Genomic DNA, 19,415 nt, shown 5'->3' with positions numbered 1-19,415 from the left:
CCAAGGAAATAAAATGCATTATTTATTTCTCGCCATTGCTTGCAGTGTTGCTGTTTCTGTATTACTAAAAGTCGCACGCAAATTCAACGTGGTGATCGAGCAAGCAATCGCCTTCAATTATCTTATCGCACTTTTACTCAGCTATTTTTTATTACAGCCGAACTTTCAAGGGCAAGGCTTTACCGATTTTATCGTACAAAATGAAAATAGCGCGATTTTCCTGAGTTTAGGCTTATTGCTGCCTAGCGTGTTTATCATTATGTCAAAAGCCGTTGAATTTGCAGGCATTGTGCGTTCTGATGCAGCGCAGCGTTTATCTTTATTTTTGCCTATTTTGGCGGCGTTTGTATTATTTGGCGAACAGCTCAGTCAATCGCGTATTATCAGCTTAATCTTGGCGTTTTCAGCGTTATTTTGTTTAATCAATAAACCGCGCGAGCAAGGGCTTTCGGTTAAAGGAGGATTGAGTTTGCTCGCTGTGTGGTTTGGTTATGGCGTGATTGATATTTTATTCAAGCAGACCGCCAAAATGGGCAGCGCCTTTCCAACTACCTTGTTTATTGCCTTTGCCTTAGCAATGTGCGTGATGTTTATGTATTTATTGATTAAACGAACCCAGTGGAATGGGGCGAGTCTGTTAGCTGGCATTGTACTCGGCGGGCTAAATTTTATGAATATTCTATTTTATATTCGCGCTCATCAAAGTTTCAGCCAAAATCCAACCCTTGTTTTTGCTGGAATGAATATTGGCGTAATTTGTCTTGGCACGCTTGTTGGTGCAATAGTATTCAAAGAAAAAATAAGCAAAATCAATGGGGTAGGCGTGATGCTTGGTATTTCTGCTATTCTTAGCCTATTTTATTTAGAACCTTTTTTGACAAGGTAAGATAATGCAAGATAATTTCAGTTTTTTTGTTTACGATTACGAAAGTTTTGGGGTAAATCCAGCCACCGATCGCCCTGCACAATTCGCCGGGATTCGCACGGATAAGGATTTTAATATTATTGGCGAGCCTGTGATGTTCTATTGCAAGCAAACCAATGATTACTTGCCCTCGCCAACCGCGGTAATGGTAACGGGCATTACACCACAGCAATGCAATGAGCAAGGCTTGCCTGAACCTGAATTTGCTGCGCGAATTTTGCAAGAGTTCTCTCAACCAAACACTTGTGTAATGGGCTTTAATAATATTCGTTATGATGATGAAATGACCCGTTATACCTTTTATCGGAATTTTATCGATCCTTACGAATATAGCTGGAAAAATGGCAATTCTCGCTGGGATTTACTGGATTTAGTGCGTGCCTGCTATGCCTTGCGGCCTGATGGCATAAACTGGGTTTATGATGATGACGGAATGCCATCTTTCCGCTTAGAAAATTTAACCAAAGCCAATGGAATAGAGCATAGCAATGCCCACGATGCAATGGCTGATGTGTATGCAACCATTGAAATGGCGAAATTAATCAAGGAAAAACAGCCAAGATTATTCCAGTTTTTCTTTGAGCATCGCGATAAAAAATCCCTTGAAGCAATGATTAACACTGCAGAAATGACGCCATTGGTGCACGTTTCAGGAATGTTGGGGAATTATCGCGGTAACACCACTTGGATTGCCCCTTTAGCCTGGCACCCAACCAATAAAAATGCCGTCATCGTATGTGATTTAGATAGCAATATTGATGATCTACTCAATAAAAGTGCGGAAGAATTACGCCAAAATTTATATACCAAAAAAGCGGAATTGGAAGAACAAGGTATTTTACCTGTACCATTAAAATTAGTGCATATCAACAAATGTCCAATTTTAGCTCCAGCCAAAACCTTACTACCAGAAAATGCACAACGCTTAGGCATTGACCGCCAGCGTTGCTTAGCAAACCTTGCTAAATTGCGTGCAGATCTCAACATTCGTGAAAAAGTATTACAGATTTTCACTGATGAACACGTCTTTGAGCCAAGCGATAATGTAGAAACTGAATTGTATAGTGGATTTTTCAGTCCAAATGACAAGAATAATATGGCCATTTTACGCGATTTATCCCCTGAAAAGTTGGCCGAGCATAATTTAACCTTCCAAGATAAACGTGTTGATGCGTTGTTATTCCATTATCGCGCGCGCCATTTCTACAAGACTTTAAGCCGAGCAGAGCAATTACGCTGGGATAAATACCGCCGTAGAAAGCTGGAACAAAGTGCGGTGCAATTTGAGCAAGAATTACAAGCCTTGGCGGAAGAATATCAAAATAATCCTGAAAAATTAGCCTTATTGCAGCAGGTTTATGAATATGGGGTAAAATTATTGGGTTAGATTTGTGATACTGTAACAATCTGATTGAATTTTGCTAAATTGCGTAGAATAAAAAATCGAGTAATCTAACTGCTCGATTTTTTTATTTTTCGCGTAGCGCAATCATTTAGAATTAATAAAGTAAGGCTAAAAAGCGGAAAATCATTAAATAGATTAACTAATCTTATTCCAGTTATTGTTCTTAAGATCTCAAAAATAGCAGGTAAGTAAAATCATCGTAAAGATTATAGATTTTGTTACATTGATTTTTAATTCAATTAAGCAAGGCTAGATTTTTTATCTAGCGTTTATTTTGACTGCCATATTTATCTACATCATTCTTTAATTTTCCTTTACATTTCATCATTGACAGTGTGTAACTCATAAAACCTAAGCGTTACAGCGTGGTCAAAAACCTTAATTTTACCTTGTTTAACTAGTGAAAGTAATCTGTGTATAAGTCTGTGATTTTGTTGATCCGTAGTTTTTGCTAACCTGATAACTGATTTCGCATAATGTATATTATGTTAAATAATATACATATAAAAGTAACTTTTTGTACCGCTCTTTTTTGTCATATCCTACAGCATATCTTTATGGCGTTTTTAATGTTTCGACTTGGAATCTTTTCTTCGGTTATTCTTTATATGAAATATCTTTTCAGTGGATTTATGATGATGAGATCATTTAGATTTGATTTTCGCAATGAATATAAAATGAATATTAGTGAGATTTAAGAAATCTTTAAGATTTGAGTCTTAAAAAATATAGGAAAAGCCTATCTGACAATTTGTTACAACGTTACAAAAATAAATCGCAAAAATTGGTAAAAATGAGAAAAATAAGGATTTTGTTTAAATAAAGGAATATAAAAAACGCCTGCACTATTTGTTTAGCACAGGCGCTTAAAAGGAATTAAATGCAGCAAAGAATTAATCAACAAAACGTAATTTTGGAGAAGATTTCTTACTCGATGGTTTTTCGGTTGTTTCAGGTTTATCTACAGCTTCAACAAAGCTTAACGGCTGTTCATCTTTAATTTCATCTTGTTGAATAGCGAGATCATCTTCAAACTCTTCTGGTTCAAACATAATGCCATCACCGCTTTCTCTTGCATAAAGCGCAATTAACGCCCCCATAGGAATAAAGATTTCTTGCGGTATTCCTTGAAAACGTGCATTAAATTGAACAAAATCATTGGTTAATTGCAAGTTTCCTGTTGCATTCATTGAAATATTCAGCACAATTTGCCCATCTTTAACATATTCAACCGGCACTTTCACGCCAGCATAAGTGGCATCAACAGCCAAGTACGGCGTGCAATCATTGTCTATCAACCAATCATAATAAGCTCTTAAAACATAAGGGCGTTTCGGTGAGAATTTACGTTCCATAACTACTCTCTTTTATTTATCATCCATTAGGTTTTTAGGTGCTGCTTCGCCTACGGATTGCTTGAAAGAATCTCTTTGGTACACGCGTTCCATATAATTTTTAATCGCTTTACTTCCTGCGCCTGTAAATTGAATTCCTAATTTCTGCATACGCCATAATAACGGCGCAATATAGCAATCTACCAAGCTAAACTCTTCGCTCATAAAATAAGGAGTTTGGTTGAAAATTGGTGCAATGGCTAATAATTCTTCTTTTAATTGTTTGACAGCCTGCTCTTTTTCAGCGTCATCACCTTGCTCAATTTGGTTTAATAAAGAATACCAATCCTGCTCAATTCTTAGCATTAATAAACGGCTTTTACCGCGCGATACAGGATAAACAGGCATTAATGGCGGGTGTGGAAAGCGCTCATCAAGATATTCCATAATAATACGAGAATTAAATAGCACTAAATCACGATCTACCAAAGTTGGCAATGTGCCATAAGGGTTTAACTCCATTAAATCTTCTGAAACAGAACCTGGCTCAATTTCTTCCATTTCATAAGCAACTCCTTTTTCCGCTAAAACAATGCGAACTTGATGGCAATAAATATCGTCTTTATTGGAAAAAAGGGTCATTATTGAACGTTTATTTGCTGCACTACTCATTTTATTCCTCCGCTAACCTTTTACTTATCGATCATTTAAAATTAAAGGCGAATATTTTACCATAATTTATAGGGAAATAGCTAAGTAAATTTATCATACACCAAGCTATCTTATTGATTATAAATTGAATTTTTTCTTGAAAATGATTAATTTAAGAAATTTAGAAAAGAAAAATGGCAAGTAAAAACTTGCCATTTGAACTGTATTTGAATAAGAAACGATTAACGTTTTGAGTATTGTGGGCGACGACGTGCTTTGTGTAAACCCACTTTTTTACGTTCAACGCGACGAGCATCACGAGTAACAAAGCCTGCTGCGCGTAATGCTGGACGTAATGTTTCATCATATTCAATTAATGCACGAGTGATACCGTGACGGATTGCACCCGCTTGACCTGAAATACCACCACCTTTGACTGTGATGTATAGGTCTAATTTATCAGTTAATTCAACCAACTCTAATGGCTGACGTACGATCATACGAGAAGTTTCGCGACCGAAATAAACGTCTAATTCGCGTTGGTTAATAGTGATTTTACCACTGCCCGGTTTGATAAATACACGAGCTGAAGAGCTTTTGCGGCGACCTGTGCCGTAGTTTTGATTCTCTGCCATTTTTCTCACCTCGTGATTAAATATCTAAAACTTGTGGTTGTTGTGCTGCGTGTTCGTGGTTAGGACCAGCGTACACTTTCAATTTACGATACATTGCGCGACCTAATGGGCCTTTTGGCAACATACCTTTAACCGCAATTTCAATCACAGCTTCTGGACGGCGAGCAATCATTTCTTTAAATGTCGCTTGTTTGATACCACCTACATAGCCAGTGTGCCAGTAGTAAATTTTATCGCTTTCTTTTTTACCTGTTACGGCAACTTTATCCGCATTGATAACGATGATGTAATCACCTGTATCAACGTGTGGAGTATATTCAGCTTTATGTTTACCACGAAGGCGACGTGCTAATTCAGTCGCTAAACGACCTAAAGTTTTACCTGTCGCATCTACTACATACCAGTCGCGTTTAACCGTTTCTGGTTTTGCTACAAAAGTTTTCATTAATTAATTACCAATAAAATAATATTAATACCCAGTGTTCAAATTTGAACACAACCATGAATCTCAATCTTCACCCCTTCGAGTGTGATCTCGATAAAATAATGTGCGGTGGGAAAGCCAACACATTCACAGGGTCGGGCGATTATACAAGAGCTTTAACCAAAAAACAAACGAAAAAACACCGCACTTTGAAATTCCTAGAAAATTTCTTGTATTTTTACGCATTTGATGTTTCATCTTTTCTTTTTGCACGTTTACGCTACCCCATTCCAAGAAAACGCATCGAATAAGCATTGCCATTGTTCATCTAAAGGTGCGGTGATTTTTAACCGATTTTTTGTTATGGGATGAATAAACGCAAGCGTTTCTGCGTGTAACATTAGCCGTTGCACACCGGTATGTTCGGTTAAGGCACGGTTTTGATGTAAATCGCCATATTGCGTATCGCCTAAAATCGGGTGAAAAATATGCTTTAAGTGACGACGTAACTGATGCTTTCTCCCCGTTTGTGGAATGAGCTTCACCAAAGAATAACGGCTGGTTTGATAACGCCCTACCCCATAAAGCATTTCCACTGTTTTTAAGCCTTCATAATCCGTGATCGCCTCTTGCGGTGCTTTATCTTGCTGAGCAAATTTATCGGCGATTTTATCTAATTGAACTTTCAGCGGATAATCAATCCTGCCCTGCCCCGTTACATAACCTCGCACCACCGCCAAATAGCTTTTTTCCACCTGCTTTTGTTCAAATTGCTCGCACAACAATTTGGCAATTTCCCCATTTAAAGCAAACAGCAACACGCCAGAGGTGGGGCGATCTAAACGATGAATAGGAAAAACGTGCTGCCCAATTTGATCACGCAAAGTTTGCATCACAAATTGGGTTTCGTGGCGATCAAGCCAGCTACGATGCACCAACATTCCCGCTGGCTTATTCACCGCCACCAAATATTCATCTTGATAAAGAATATTAAGTGCGATCATTTTGAGCGTTGCAAATTTCTTCGATAGCTTTCAACGGCTCAATTAAGCGTTGCACTTCCACAATATCCTTTTCTTTTAAGGCTTCTTCAATATAAGGCACAATCGCCATTTTGTGCGGTAACGGTTCGTTGCTTTCAATAATGGCATACATTCTCGGAATAAACACCCATTGCAACCATTCGTGCGCATTCATTGTGTCGATACAAAACGGTTCAACGCTGTCAAATGCTGCCGCTTCCGGTGCAACGGCTTGCCAAAGGGCTAATTCCTCCATTGCTTTTTGTAACTGTTGTAACTGATATTTTGTTTGTTCACGCATTGTGGATTCCTTAATTTGCTTTCTCATCTTATTCTGCCTAAAATGTGGCGTTCACCTTTCGTGCAGAAACAAAGGCGTTATGATACCACAAAGCTAAGTGCGAAAAAACGCAATCGCTTTCCTATAAATTAAGGCAGAGAATGTATTTAATTGAAGCTTTTTTTACCCTTACTGAACCCAACAATGCGGTTTACCCATTGATTAATCAAGTGATTGAACAATGGCGTTATAACGGGCAAATTCTTGGGCGAGAAATTCCCCTTTTTCACGCTGAATTAGAACACCAGCAAGGCATTGCCGTGCGTGTAGTTTGCCCCGAACAACAAAGCCTGTTGCCCGAATTTAATAATTCAGCGGTACAAAATGCCTTAGATAAGGCACAAAGTGCGGGGATAAATTTTGATAGTTTTCAAGTGATTGCCGATGATTTAAATTCTGATCTCACCTATCAAGGCGAGCGACCAAGCTGGCAAGTGCTTTACACCACCTATTTGCAATCTTGCTCACCATTGCACAGTGGCGATGATAACTTGCCTATTCCACTGTATAAATTTTTCAAAAATGCACCGCACTTGAGTTTAGACCTCATCAAATGGCAAGAAAATTGGCAGGCTTGCGATCAGTTACAAATGAACGGCACAGCCCTAGAAAGCCAAGCCCTTGCTGAAATTTCTGATCTGCACAGCAATTTATCGAAACACGGTTATGCTTTATGTCAAGAAATTGAGCAACACACTGGCATTCCGACTTACTATTATTTATATCGCATTGGTGGCGAAAGTTTGACAGCTGAACAACAACGCTGCTGCCCACGCTGCCATAAAAATTGGGCATTAAAAACACCGCTCTTTGATCTGTTTGATTTTAAATGTGATCAGTGCCGATTGGTATCCAACCTTTCTTGGCACTGGCAATAAGGAAAAATATGGATTACAACCACGAAAGTTTACACGCCTTAAAATTAGGGCAAGAAACAAAATATGCACAACATTACGACCGCACTTTATTGCAAGCCGTGCCACGTCAATTAAACCGCGCGCAGCTTGGGATTGTGGAAAATCAGCCTTTTACTTTTGGCGCAGATATTTGGACGGCTTATGAAATCTCTTGGCTTAATCCCAAAGGTGTGCCGCAAGTGGCGATTGCGGACGTGGAAATTGATTTCCGCAGTGAAAATTTAATTGAATCTAAAAGTTTTAAACTTTATCTCAACAGCTTTAATCAAAGCCATTTTGACAGCTTCGAGCAGGTGCAACAGATCTTGCAGCAAGATTTGGCTGATTGCGCTAAAGGGCAAGTCAAAGTGCGGTTAAATTCTTTGCAAAATTACCACCGCACTTTCATTAACAGCCTGCAAGGAGATTGTATTGATGATCAGGATATCGAAATCCGAGATTATCAATTCAATCCCAATTATTTAGAACACTGCACACACGCAGAACAGGTGGAAGAACATTTGGTGAGCCATTTGCTTAAATCAAATTGTTTAATCACTCAGCAACCGGATTGGGGATCGTTACAAATTCATTATGTAGGCAAACGGATTGATCGCGAGAAATTGTTGCGCTATTTGGTTTCTTTCCGTCAGCATAACGAATTTCACGAACAATGCGTTGAGCGAATTTATTGTGATCTAATGCGTTTTGCTCAGCCTGAAAAACTCACCGTTTACGCACGTTATACACGCCGCGGTGGGTTAGATATTAATCCGTTCCGCTCGAACTTTGAAACCGTGCCACACAACGCACGCTTAGCCAGACAATAGGAGGTCGCAATGGCGAATATTCATTATGTGAATCCCCGTGGGAGTATGGAACAGCTCTCGCATCTTGAAGTGGAATTGCTCACCAAGCAAGCCAAAAGCGAGCTATATCAGCTATATCGCAACTGCTCGCTTGCGGTGCTAAATTCTGGTGCAGTTACCGATGACAGCCGCAAACTATTAAATCAATATCCTGATTTTGATATTGAACTGGTGGCGACAGAGCGTGGTATCACCCTTGAATTGCACAATCCGCCAGAAAGTGCCTTTGTGGATCAACATATTATCCGCAATATTCAGTATCATCTTTTTGCCGTCCTGCGTGATATTGTGTTCGTCAATGTGCTAAGTCAACGGATTAATCCTTGTGATATTCAAGACAGCCGGCATATCACCAACCAAGTGTTTTCCATTTTGCGTAATGCCAAAGCCTTAATTGTGGGCGAATTGCCGAATTTGGTGGTGTGCTGGGGCGGCCATTCCATCAACCAAATTGAATACCAATATTGTCGTGCGGTGGGGTTAGAACTAGGTCATCGTGAATTAAATATCATCACAGGCTGCGGACCAGGGGTGATGGAAGCGCCGATGAAAGGGGCGGCGATTGGCCATTCCAACCAACGCTATAAAAACAGCCGTTTTATTGGCATCACCGAGCCTTCAATCATTGCTTCTGAGCCACCTAACCCAATTGTTAATGAGCTGATCATTATGCCTGACATTGAAAAGCGCCTTGAAGCCTTTGTTCGTATGGGACACGGCATTATTATCTTCCCTGGCGGCCCTGGGACATTCGAGGAATTACTGTATATCCTTGGAATTAAGCTCAACCCAGAAAATCAAGCGCAAGCTATCCCACTCATTTTAACCGGGCCAAAAGAAAGTGCGGATTATTTTGCCACGATTGATCGCTTTGTTGGCGAAACCTTAGGGAAAGAAGCGCAATCCTTGTATAAAATCATCATTGATGATCCTGTGGCAGTAGCGCGCCATATGAAATCTTCAATAGAAGAAATTCGTCATTTACGCTATGAAAATAATGATTCTTATGGCTTTAATTGGTCGTTGAAAATTGATCCTGAATTCCAACAGCCATTTATCCCAACCCACGAAAATATGGCAAATTTAGATTTGCATATGAACCAAAGCAAAGTGGGCCTTGCCGCCAATCTTCGCCGTGTATTCTCTGGTATTGTGGCGGGTAACATTAAACCAGATACACAAGATCGCATCGCTGAACTAGGCAAATTCCAACTCAAAGGGGATAAGGATTTAATGGAAAAAGTGGACAACGTGCTACAAGATTTCATCACCCAACACCGAATGAAACTGCCAGACGGCGAGGCTTACGAGCCTTGTTATGAGATTATTCGTTAGTAAATAATTAGCCTCCCTTACTCTTGAATTATACGGCTTGTGGCCGTATAATTTCTTCATATCAATAGAACAGAGCAAATTATTATGCAAACTAAAATCCCCAAAGCTCGATTAGAAGCAAAAGTAAATCCTGAAATTTATCAATTATTTAAACAAGCCGCAGCGATTACTGGACGCACATTGACAGATTTTATTGTTGATGTGGTATATAAAGAATCCGTAAAAACTATTGCTGAACATCAGTCTGTGAAATTATCTGTAGCGGATCAAGTCCATTTATTGAAACATCTTGATTCTTATGAAGTCAATCCAACAATGGAAGAAGCACTTTCGATGCACCAACAGTTCTTAGCAAGGAAAAATGCACGTGCAGATTGATTTAGAGCATATTGATATTGTGACATTATCTCAGTTGAAGTTAGATAGAAAATCCTTTTGCAGTCTTTCACCTGAGTTAAACCGCTATTTTCATACTCAAGCTTCACAAGATGAGAGAAAAGAATTATCAAAATGTTTCGTTTTAATTCATCAAAGACAGGCCAAAATTGTTGGCTATTATACCCTATCTGCCTCTGCAATTAACGTAAGTGATATTCCCAAAACACAAATTAAACAAGAGATTCGCTACCCTAACATTCCTGCTGCATTAATTGGACGATTAACAGTTGATGAACAATTTGTCGGCTGTGGTTATGGTAAATTTTTAATCGCGGACGCCATCAGCAAAATAAAGGAGTCAAAGCTTGCTGTTGCCGCATTGCTGGTACAAGCCAAAGACGAACAAGCGGTTGCGTTCTATCATAAATTAGGTTTTATCGCTTTTCTTGAACGAAAAAATATGCTCTTTCTCCCTTTAACGAAATTGATCAAAAAATAAAAGGCATTAATAAATGCCTTTTAAAAGAATAAATTAAGAAATAATTTAATTTTTCACCCGCACTTTTCTTAACTCCTTAACCCCACCCCACTGCTAATCAAATAATAGGCGATGCCATAAAGTACGGTGATAAAAATGCCTAAAACGCTGAAAGTGTAAACAAGGCTGACATCTTGAATGCCGAGAAAACCGTAGCGGAAGCCGCTGATCATATAAACAATGGGGTTAAATTTTGACACCACTTGCCAGAAAGGTGGTAATAAAGAAATCGAATAAAATACGCCGCCGAGATAGGTTAATGGTGTTAAAACAAAAGTGGGGATAATGCTAATGTCGTCAAAAGAGCGTGCGAAAACTGCATTAATCAAGCCCCCGAGCGCAAAACTTGCGGTGGTGAGTAATAAGGTGGCAAGAATTACCGTCCAAGAATAAATCTGTAATGGCACGAAAAATAATGAAACCAAGGTAACGAGAATGCCCACGCTCAATCCACGTGCCATTCCGCCAGCCATATAGCCTAAAATAATAATGTGCGGTGAAGTTGGTGAAATTAGCAGTTCTTCTACGTTACGGGCAAATTTCGTGCTGTAAAAAGATGACGCCACATTGGCGAAAGAATGGGTTAAGGCAGACATCATAATCAGCCCCGGTACGATAAATTGCATATAGCTAAAGCCGTGCATTTCGCCAATACGATTGCCAATCAGCTGGCCAAAAATCACAAAATATAAGGTCATTGTGATCACCGGCGGCACAAGGGTTTGCACCCAAATTCGGGTAAAACGGCGTACTTCTTTCACAAAAATAGTTTGAAAGGCAACCCAAGCTAAACTCATTATTGCACTCCTTTATTCAATGCCATTGAAACAAATAATTCTTCTAAACGGTTGGCTTTATTACGCATACTCAACACTTGCACGCCTTGTTGCGTCAGTTGTGAAAATAGCTGATTTAAACCCTGCTCTCTTTTCACTTCCACTTCAAGCGTATTGTTATCTAGCCAAGTGACGTTGTAACCCATTATTTCAGGCTTAACCGCTTGTGGTGCTAAATCAAAAATAAAGGTTTCTGTTTCTAGCTTCGCCAATAAGGCTTTCATTGACATATTTACCACTAAACGCCCTTGCTGAATAATGCCAATATGACGGCAAAGCATTTCCGCTTCTTCTAAATAATGGGTGGTGAGAATAATGGTTGTGCCTTGCTCGTTGAGTTCGCGTAAAAATTCCCACATTGTACGGCGTAATTCAATGTCCACGCCCGCTGTAGGTTCATCGAGAATGAGCAATTTAGGGTTATGCATTAAGGCTCGTGCGATCATCAAACGGCGTTTCATTCCCCCTGAAAGTTGGCGTGATTGCTGATGGCGTTTATCCCACAAATCCAGCTTTTTCAGCCACACTTCCGCGCGCACTAAAGCTTCTTTACGTGGAATGCCATAATAACCCGCTTGATTGGTGAGAATATCAATCACGCGTTCAAATTGGTTAAAGTTAAACTCTTGCGGCACTAAACCGATATTCTGTTTTAACTGGCTTGGATTGCTATCCAAATCCGCGCCAAACACTTTCACATCGCCTGATGTTTTATTCACCAAAGAACAAATAATCCCAATGGTGGTGGATTTCCCCGCGCCATTATGTCCAAGCAGGGCATAAAAATCCCCTGCTTCAACACTCAGATCAATGCCGTGCAAGGCTTTGACCCCGTTTTTATATTCTTTGGTTAATCCTTTGATTTCTAATGCTAACATTCAATGTTCCGTTAAATTTATTAAAATTTTGCACCGCACTTTTTAGAACATAAGTAAACAAAGTGCGGTGCAAATTTTGCTGATTTTTGACTTAAATTTTACTCACGTCAAACAAATCCAAATTAATGCAATCTGGCGTACCGTAAAATTTAGCAAGGGCTTGGCGTAAGGTTTCTGCGCGTTTTGGTAACCCTTTCGCGGCATAGCTTTTCACTTGTTCATAAACAGCTTGCTTGAAAGGCTGAGTATCGCCAGGGTTGCCACTGAGATTATCACTGCTCGCAATATAGCGAAATCCTGCCGCGGTGGCTAAAATCCACTCTAACGCTTGTGGCTTTACTTCCACTTGTTCAAACTCTCGCTGACGTTGTTCAGAACGTCCGTCAGGTTCGTACCAATAGCCAAAATCTTCTAATTTACGCCGCTCTTTGCCTGCAATCAGCCAGTGCGAAATCTCGTGCAAGGCGCTACTGTAAAAGCCCCGCGCAAAATAAATGGCATTGTAAGGGCAATCTTCATTCGCTGGCACATAAAGCGGCTCATCGCCCCCTTTAACCAATTTGGTATTATATTCTTGCTCAAAGCATTGATTAAAAATGGCAATAATATCTTCTAAACGATGTTCCATCACAACTCCAAAAAATAATAAGGCACAAAGTCTGTGCCTGAAAATTTGAAAATGCCCTATTTTAACATTTATGGCGGTTTAGCTACATTAATTATTTTAAAGGGCGGACACATCGGTCCGCCCCTACACTCATATATAATAACTGATTGTAATTAAATAGATTTTCGTAGGGATAGACCTATGTGTCTGCCCGGAAAAACGTTTATTTTAAGCTATTAATTTGTTACAACGCTTTAACACGTCTTGCTAATGGTAATAATTTAAAAGGCGGATACATCGGTCCGCCCCTACACTCGTATATAATGATAACTTATTGTAATTAAATTGATTTTCGTAGGGGCAGACCTATGTGTCTGCCCGAAAAAACATTTATTTCAAGCTATCACTTTGTTGCAACGCTTCAATACGCTTTTCCAACGGCGGGTGGCTTAAAAATAATGAGGCTAAACCGCCTGTTCTACCATTAATGCCGAAAGCGGCAAATTGCCCTTCCATTTGTTGTGGCTCGTGAATTTGTTGCAGGCGGCGTAATGCAGCGATCATTTTTTGTTTGCCAACCAAATGTGCTGAACCCGCATCCGCACGGTATTCACGGTAGCGAGAGAACCACATTGCGATCATACTCGCCAAGAAACCGAACACCACTTCTAGCACCATTGAAACTAAGAAATAAATTCCGCTGCTGCTTTCGCCGTTGTCGTTGCGATTGCTCGCCACCACGTTGGCGATAAGACGAGAAATAAAAATCACGAAAGTATTTAACACGCCTTGTAGCAACGTCATTGTAACCATATCGCCATTTTGGATATGGCTAATTTCGTGCGCTAGCACCGCTTCGGCTTCATCTTTTGTCATTGCGTTGAGCAACCCTGTACTCACGGCAACCAAAGAATTGCTTTTACTTGCGCCAGTGGCGAAGGCATTGACGTCCGCAGAATGATAAATCGCCACGGTTGGCATTGGAATATTAGCTTCACGCGCCTGTGTAGCTACGGTGTTTAATAACCAGCGCTCTTGCTCTGTGCGCGGCTGTTCGATCACTTGCCCATTGACCGATTTTAACGCCATTGTTTTGGATAAAAACAGGGAAATTAATGATCCGCTGAAACCGAACAGTGCCGCCATAATAAGTAGCCCGCTGGCATCTTGGGCGCGGATCCCTGTTAGGCTCAAAATAATATTAAAGACAATTAGCACCGCCATATTGGTGGCTAAAAAAAGTAAAATTCGCATCATAAAAAGTTCCTCGCTGTGAGTATGTAGTTGATTATCCAATAAATGATTAAAGGAATAACCAATATAATTATAAATTTTGTAATTTCAAGATTTAACGGATCAGTTTTCCCATAAACTCATCTGTTTTTCTTCTTGTTGCTCGGGTAAATTAACGTGTAAGCCAATTAATCGAATGGATTTATCCTGACGACGTTGCCAAATTTGCGATAACAATGCGCGAAAATTTTCGTGCTGAAAACTGACCGCACTTTTTTCTAGCGTGGTAATTTGAAAATCCTCAAATTTGAGTTTAATCCCGATTTTATTGAGTTTTTCCAAAGAAATATGCGGACAAGCCCGCAGCACACGCTCTATTAATTGCGGGTAGAGGTGATCTAAAACCGCTTCTCCATCACGCAGCTCAGTGATATTTTGCAATAATGTTGTTTCCACCCCAACAGATTTGCGTAACCGTTCAGGTTGCACTTTTCGTTCATCAATTCCGAGGCTAAACGACCAAATACGCTGCCCCACTTTACCTAATTGATTTAACAATAGATGTTGTTCAAAACCTTGCACGTCAGCACAGGTTTTCAGCCCCATTTCTAACAAACGTTGCGTTGTCACTTTTCCGACACCGGGAATAGCACTTAATGGCAACTTTCTCACAAACTCCGCCACTTCATCGGGGTGAATTACAAACTGCCCATTAGGCTTATTTTTATCCGAGGCAATTTTGGCTAAAAATTTCAACGGTGCAACGCCCGCTGATGCAGTCAGTTGGGTTTCCTGCCAAATTTTTTGACGGATTTCTTGGGCAATCCAAGTGGCTGAGCCTGAGCATTTATCGCAATCTGTAACATCTAAATAGGCTTCATCAAGAGATAACGGCTCAACCAAGTGTGTATAACGATAAAAAATTTGCTGAATTTGTTGCGACACCTGTTTATACAATGCCATATTTACAGGTAACAGAATCAAATTCGGACAAAGCTTCAACGCCTGTGCTGTTGGCATCGCACTATGCAAACCGAATTTCCTCGCTTCATAATTGCAGGTACTCAACACACCACGCTGATCTGCCCCTCCCCCAACAGCCACAGGCTTCCCTCTGAGATACGGTTTATCTAGCAACTCAATAGAAGCATAAAAGCAATCCATATCAATATGAATGATTTTTCTTGTTTTTGACATCGTGGCGTAAATTTCTGGAAAAAAAATAATGGACAAAGTGCGGTGCAAAATTGGCAATATTTTACCTGTTTTTAAGGCAAATCGAAAATAACAAAAGTGCGGTAAAAAATTAGGGCGAATTTTTCGCCCTAATTAAAAAGAGTTAGCCAACCCAAACGAATTTGGCAATAAAGAGTAAGGATACCACCCAAACAGGGGCGTTTACTTCTTTCCAACGACCTGTGCAAACTTTCATTACACAGTAGCTAATAAAGCCAAAAGCAATGCCTTCCGTAATGGAATAAGTGAACGGCATCATTGCTGCGGTGATAAAGGCAGGTGTGGCTTCGGTTAAATCTTCCCATTGCACACGAATTAAGCTTGAAGCCATTAAAATCCCCACATAAATCAATGCGCCTGCGGTGGCATAAGGTGGCACAACGCTCGCTAATGGCGAGAAGAAAATAGTTAATAAGAACAACACGCCAACTACAACGGCAGTCATTCCCGTGCGTCCGCCCACGGAAACACCAGCGCCACTTTCAATGTAAGTACTGATTGCAGAAGTACCGATGTACGATCCCGCCACGGCACTCACGCTATCCACATAAAGGGCTTGTTTCATTTTCGGGAAGCGGCCTTGTTCATCGCTAATCCCTGCTTTATCGGTTACACCCAACAAAGTGCCTGAAGAATCGAATAAATTGACAAGCAAGAAAGAGAAGATAATGCCGAGCAAGGCGGTATCTAATGCGCCGACAATATCCACTTTGCCCACCACTGGTTCAAGGCTTGGTGGCATTGAAATGATCCCGTGAAACACAACGCTATCATCAAATAATAAGGCTAAAGTTGTAACCACTGCGATGGAGATCAACACGCCAGAATAAATATTGCGTGCCGCTAGCACAACGATAATAAAGAAGCCCAAAATCCCCATTAACACTTGCGGATTGTGTAGCTCACCTAATGCCACTAAAGTTGCTGGGTTTGCCACCACTAGGCCCATATTTTTAAAGCCGATCAGGGAGATAAAAAAGCCAATCCCCGCCCCGATGCCGACACGTAAACTGAGCGGAATTGATGCCATTAACCAATAGCGAATTTGGAACAGCGTTAGCACTAATAAGCCAACCGATCCCCAAAAGATCGCCCCCATTCCCACTTGCCACGAGTAGCCCAATTTGCTCACCACTACATAAGCAAAAAAGGCGTTCAGCCCCATTGCGGGAGCGAGTGCGATAGGCAAATTACTGAACAAGCCCATTGCAATCGTGCCGAAAGCAGCGATTAAACAGGTGGTAACAAACACCACTTGTTTATCCATTCCCGCATCACCTAACACGGACGGATTAACAAAAACGATATAAACCATCGTGAAGAAAGTGGTGATCCCCGCGATAATTTCTGTTTTTGCTGTGGTATTTTTTTGCTTGAGTTTAAAAAGTTTTTGTAGAACAGACTGATTTTCCATTTTTTAATCCAATTTCGTTGATAAAAAAGATGAAAAACGCAACTTAAAGAAGGGTGTTTTTCCTGCCAATTCTAGCAGAACGAAAACGATTTCGCGATAGGTTTTTTAAAGAAATGGCTGTAATTTATATAAAATTAATATGAATAAAGTGCGGTAGAAAAAACGCAAATTTTTTCACCGCACTCTCTTTTTGAACTCTTTCTTTTTGAACTCTTTCTTTTTGAACTCTTTCTTTTTGAACTCTTTCTTTTTGAACTCTTTCTTTTTGAACTCTTTAAGAGAAAATCAATAACCCGATTGATACACCAATTCGGCTAATTTCACAGCCATTAAGGCGAGGTTAAAGCGTTGTTCGTCTGCCACTGACCAAAATTCGATGCCATTTTCCACCGCACTTTCTCGCTGATTAAGATTGCTGATGTGCAGTTTGACTTCACTTTCACCGTTTTCATTTTCGCCATTAATTACAGGGGTAATTTGGCTTTCTGGGTGGTATTCAATCAAGCTATTTTGTTGCCACATTTCTGCTACGGCTTCACTGGCCACATCATAATCAAAAAAGGCGCTGACTTGTTGGGCAAGGCCGTAAAATACAGGAACTTGAATTTGGTGGAACACTACATTATCAAGCTGTGGGAAAATTTTCTGCACTTGCGCGCTCAAATTCGCACTTTTTACAGGGAAAACATCAAAGGCTAGGCGCTGAACATTTTCATCTAAAGGGATACCATTTAATAGTTGTGCAGTTTGCCCTGCAAGTTGCGCCACTTTTTCATCGCCCATATAAGAAGCTGGCAGAAGCGAGCTGACAACCATTTGTTTTAATGGATAATTTTGCAAAATTTCACTCAATGGCAGAATACTTTGGGTTACTTGCGGATTAGGTAAAGAAACAATGTTACGTTGTCGCAACTCCACTAATTGTGCGTCATTAACCGTTGGGATCACCAGTGGTACATCAGGTAAACTGGCACAAAGCCCGAATAGATCAATCACCACACAGCCTGCTTCTGCGGCTTTCGCTAAATGGCTGGCAGCGGACACTTCGCCTGCGAAAAACACATAATTGAAAGTTGCCCAATCCACTTCATCTGGCACAATTTGTGCCACCGCTTTATTATTAAAACGAATGCCTTGTTCTTCGTTAAATGGAAAAATTTCCACCACGGATAGCTGGTCTATTTCTAGCTGGCTTTGTTCTAAGCATTCAGCCAGTTTTTCGGCTAATTCAAATTCTGCCGCAATCGCAATTTTTAACATTTTTTCTCTCTCGATAATCAGCGTAAAATAAGCGTTATATTTTACCGAATTCTGACAGGAAAAGAAAATGACACCCGCTATTGATTTATTAAAAAAACAAAAAATCCCTTTTGTGCTTCATCATTACGATCACGATCCCAATAATACGCATTTTGGCGATGAGGCGGCGGAAAAATTAGGCATTCCGCCAGAGCAATCCTTTAAAACCTTGCTTGTGGCGGAAAATGGCGATCAGAAAAAGCTCGCTTGTTTTGTGCTTCCTACGGCAAATATGCTGAACTTAAAGAAAGCGGCAAAAGCCATTGGCGTGAAGAAAGTGGAAATGGCGGATAAAGATGCGGCACAGAAAAGTTCAGGTTATTTAGTGGGGGGAATTAGCCCTTTAGGACAAAAAAGAAAACTGAAAACGGTGATTGCTCAATCTGCCTTAAATTTTTCACAAATTTATGTTTCGGGTGGTAAACGCGGTTTAAGTGTGGAACTCGCACCGCAAGATTTAGCTGATGTATTGCAAGCCAGTTTTGCGGATATTGTGGACGATACAGAATAAACAAGCAAAATAAAAAAGGCTCAAGCGCAAAAGGGTAACGCCTGAGCCAATAAGGGAATTGGTTCCAATTAATATTACAATAATATCATCATTAAAACGCTGAAGTATCTTGGAATAAGCCGACTTTAAGATCATTGGCGGTATAAATTACGCGCCCGTCCACTTCAACTTCACCGTCTGCTAAGCCCATCACTAATTTGCGGTTTACCACACGTTTCATATTAATGCGGTAAATCACTTTTTTCGCTGTTGGCAAAATTTGCCCAGTGAATTTCACTTCACCAACGCCTAAGGCTCTGCCCTTTCCTTTGCCACCGATCCAGCCCAGATAGAAACCGACAAGTTGCCACATTGCATCTAGCCCTAAACAACCCGGCATAACAGGATCGCCAATAAAATGGCAACCAAAGAAAGGAAGATCAGGGCGAATATCTAATTCCGCTTCAATGTAACCTTTCTCAAAATCGCCACCTGTTTCATTCATTTCCACAATGCGATCCATCATCAACATTGTGGGTGCGGGGAGCTGTGGGCCTTGTTCGCCAAATAATTCACCACGTCCTGATGCCAATAGATCCTCATAGCTGTAGCTACTTTTTTTATTTGGTGTACAACTGTCCATCATTTTTGTTTCCTTCTATGTATAAAA

General features: G+C 40.3%; 22 protein-coding genes. 8 read left to right on the top strand and 14 right to left on the bottom strand.

Going from position 1 to position 19,415, the window contains the following annotated elements; all coding sequences use genetic code 11:
* The first annotated feature begins 13 nt into the window (after nt 1-13).
* Nucleotides 14-886 (top strand): EamA/RhaT family transporter, encoded by an 873-nt coding sequence (locus ACNAV8_RS02545; RefSeq protein WP_415777156.1) that lies wholly within the window; start codon nt 14-16, stop codon nt 884-886.
* Between the two features lie 4 nt (nt 887-890).
* Nucleotides 891-2,312, top strand: a complete 1,422-nt coding sequence (gene sbcB, locus ACNAV8_RS02540) for an exodeoxyribonuclease I (RefSeq protein WP_415777155.1) — start codon at nt 891-893, stop codon at nt 2,310-2,312.
* Between the two features lie 911 nt (nt 2,313-3,223).
* Here sbcB and ACNAV8_RS02535 read toward each other — a convergent pair.
* The 6 genes from ACNAV8_RS02535 to ACNAV8_RS02510 form a co-directional block, all read right to left on the bottom strand.
* Nucleotides 3,224-3,685 (bottom strand): ClpXP protease specificity-enhancing factor, encoded by a 462-nt coding sequence (locus ACNAV8_RS02535; protein ID WP_415777154.1) that lies wholly within the window; start codon nt 3,683-3,685, stop codon nt 3,224-3,226.
* A 12-nt stretch (nt 3,686-3,697) separates the two neighbouring features.
* Nucleotides 3,698-4,336, bottom strand: coding sequence for a stringent starvation protein SspA (gene sspA, locus ACNAV8_RS02530; RefSeq protein ID WP_415777153.1), 639 nt, complete (start codon nt 4,334-4,336; stop codon nt 3,698-3,700).
* A 221-nt stretch (nt 4,337-4,557) separates the two neighbouring features.
* Nucleotides 4,558-4,950 carry a 30S ribosomal protein S9 gene (gene rpsI, locus ACNAV8_RS02525; RefSeq protein ID WP_017806615.1) on the bottom strand — a complete coding sequence of 131 codons (393 nt, stop codon included), beginning with the start codon at nt 4,948-4,950 and terminating at the stop codon, nt 4,558-4,560.
* A 16-nt stretch (nt 4,951-4,966) separates the two neighbouring features.
* Nucleotides 4,967-5,395, bottom strand: coding sequence for a 50S ribosomal protein L13 (gene rplM / locus ACNAV8_RS02520; RefSeq protein WP_017806616.1), 429 nt, complete (start codon nt 5,393-5,395; stop codon nt 4,967-4,969).
* 254 nt (nt 5,396-5,649) lie between these two features.
* Nucleotides 5,650-6,378, bottom strand: coding sequence for a tRNA pseudouridine(65) synthase TruC (gene truC / locus ACNAV8_RS02515; protein ID WP_415777152.1), 729 nt, complete (start codon nt 6,376-6,378; stop codon nt 5,650-5,652).
* A complete protein-coding gene (locus ACNAV8_RS02510) occupies nt 6,365-6,697 on the bottom strand; it encodes a YqcC family protein (RefSeq protein WP_103855803.1) in 333 nt (110 codons plus the stop codon). Before ACNAV8_RS02510 ends, truC begins: the two co-directional genes overlap by 14 nt.
* A gap of 140 nt (nt 6,698-6,837) precedes the next feature.
* Between ACNAV8_RS02510 and ACNAV8_RS02505 the strand changes: the two genes are divergently transcribed.
* The 5 genes from ACNAV8_RS02505 to ACNAV8_RS02485 all read left to right on the top strand — a co-directional run bounded on the left by ACNAV8_RS02505 (nt 6,838) and on the right by ACNAV8_RS02485 (nt 10,713).
* Nucleotides 6,838-7,614: a Zn-ribbon-containing protein gene (locus ACNAV8_RS02505; protein ID WP_103855804.1), complete on the top strand. Its 777-nt coding sequence runs from the start codon at nt 6,838-6,840 to the stop codon at nt 7,612-7,614.
* A gap of 8 nt (nt 7,615-7,622) precedes the next feature.
* Nucleotides 7,623-8,462 carry an NADPH-dependent 7-cyano-7-deazaguanine reductase QueF gene (gene queF / locus ACNAV8_RS02500; protein ID WP_103855805.1) on the top strand — a complete coding sequence of 280 codons (840 nt, stop codon included), beginning with the start codon at nt 7,623-7,625 and terminating at the stop codon, nt 8,460-8,462.
* Nucleotides 8,463-8,471: 9 nt separating this feature from the next.
* The gene (gene ppnN, locus ACNAV8_RS02495) at nt 8,472-9,836 is read left to right on the top strand and encodes a nucleotide 5'-monophosphate nucleosidase PpnN (protein ID WP_415777151.1); all 1,365 of its coding nucleotides are present in this window, start codon (nt 8,472-8,474) and stop codon (nt 9,834-9,836) included.
* 84 nt (nt 9,837-9,920) lie between these two features.
* On the top strand, nt 9,921-10,214 hold the full coding sequence (locus ACNAV8_RS02490) for a type II toxin-antitoxin system TacA family antitoxin (protein WP_103855273.1): 294 nt from the start codon (nt 9,921-9,923) through the stop codon (nt 10,212-10,214).
* Nucleotides 10,198-10,713 (top strand): GNAT family N-acetyltransferase, encoded by a 516-nt coding sequence (locus ACNAV8_RS02485; protein WP_181022016.1) that lies wholly within the window; start codon nt 10,198-10,200, stop codon nt 10,711-10,713. The genes ACNAV8_RS02490 and ACNAV8_RS02485 overlap by 17 nt, the downstream gene beginning before the upstream one ends.
* A 68-nt stretch (nt 10,714-10,781) precedes the next feature.
* Here ACNAV8_RS02485 and ACNAV8_RS02480 read toward each other — a convergent pair whose 3' ends face one another.
* The 7 genes from ACNAV8_RS02480 to ACNAV8_RS02450 all read right to left on the bottom strand — a co-directional run bounded on the left by ACNAV8_RS02480 (nt 10,782) and on the right by ACNAV8_RS02450 (nt 18,216).
* The gene (locus ACNAV8_RS02480; protein ID WP_181022017.1) at nt 10,782-11,549 is read right to left on the bottom strand and encodes an ABC transporter permease; all 768 of its coding nucleotides are present in this window, start codon (nt 11,547-11,549) and stop codon (nt 10,782-10,784) included.
* Nucleotides 11,549-12,466, bottom strand: a complete 918-nt coding sequence (locus ACNAV8_RS02475; protein WP_103855275.1) for an ABC transporter ATP-binding protein — start codon at nt 12,464-12,466, stop codon at nt 11,549-11,551. Before ACNAV8_RS02475 ends, ACNAV8_RS02480 begins: the two co-directional genes overlap by 1 nt.
* A 91-nt stretch (nt 12,467-12,557) precedes the next feature.
* Nucleotides 12,558-13,094, bottom strand: a complete 537-nt coding sequence (locus ACNAV8_RS02470; RefSeq protein WP_103855276.1) for an elongation factor P hydroxylase — start codon at nt 13,092-13,094, stop codon at nt 12,558-12,560.
* A gap of 369 nt (nt 13,095-13,463) precedes the next feature.
* Nucleotides 13,464-14,330, bottom strand: a complete 867-nt coding sequence (gene htpX / locus ACNAV8_RS02465) for a protease HtpX (RefSeq protein WP_110479009.1) — start codon at nt 14,328-14,330, stop codon at nt 13,464-13,466.
* A 99-nt stretch (nt 14,331-14,429) separates the two neighbouring features.
* Complete coding sequence (dinB, locus tag ACNAV8_RS02460) at nt 14,430-15,503, bottom strand: DNA polymerase IV (protein WP_103855278.1); 1,074 nt, start codon at nt 15,501-15,503, stop codon at nt 14,430-14,432.
* 142 nt (nt 15,504-15,645) lie between these two features.
* Nucleotides 15,646-16,956, bottom strand: coding sequence for an NCS2 family permease (locus tag ACNAV8_RS02455; protein ID WP_415777150.1), 1,311 nt, complete (start codon nt 16,954-16,956; stop codon nt 15,646-15,648).
* Nucleotides 16,957-17,241: 285 nt separating this feature from the next.
* Nucleotides 17,242-18,216, bottom strand: coding sequence for an oxidoreductase (locus ACNAV8_RS02450; protein WP_103855794.1), 975 nt, complete (start codon nt 18,214-18,216; stop codon nt 17,242-17,244).
* A gap of 67 nt (nt 18,217-18,283) precedes the next feature.
* Between ACNAV8_RS02450 and ybaK the strand changes: the two genes are divergently transcribed.
* Nucleotides 18,284-18,766 carry a Cys-tRNA(Pro) deacylase gene (ybaK, locus tag ACNAV8_RS02445; RefSeq protein WP_415777149.1) on the top strand — a complete coding sequence of 161 codons (483 nt, stop codon included), beginning with the start codon at nt 18,284-18,286 and terminating at the stop codon, nt 18,764-18,766.
* 91 nt (nt 18,767-18,857) lie between these two features.
* On the opposite strand, the gene fabA is transcribed toward ybaK, so the two are convergent.
* Entirely contained in the window at nt 18,858-19,391 is a 534-nt protein-coding gene (gene fabA, locus ACNAV8_RS02440; RefSeq protein WP_103852821.1) for a bifunctional 3-hydroxydecanoyl-ACP dehydratase/trans-2-decenoyl-ACP isomerase, read from the bottom strand.
* Nucleotides 19,392-19,415 lie beyond the last annotated feature (24 nt).

The sequence above is a fragment of the Avibacterium endocarditidis genome, from assembly GCF_965138825.1.
GTDB lineage: Bacteria > Pseudomonadota > Gammaproteobacteria > Enterobacterales > Pasteurellaceae > Avibacterium > Avibacterium endocarditidis.
This window is presented reverse-complemented; position numbering and strand designations above follow the sequence as displayed.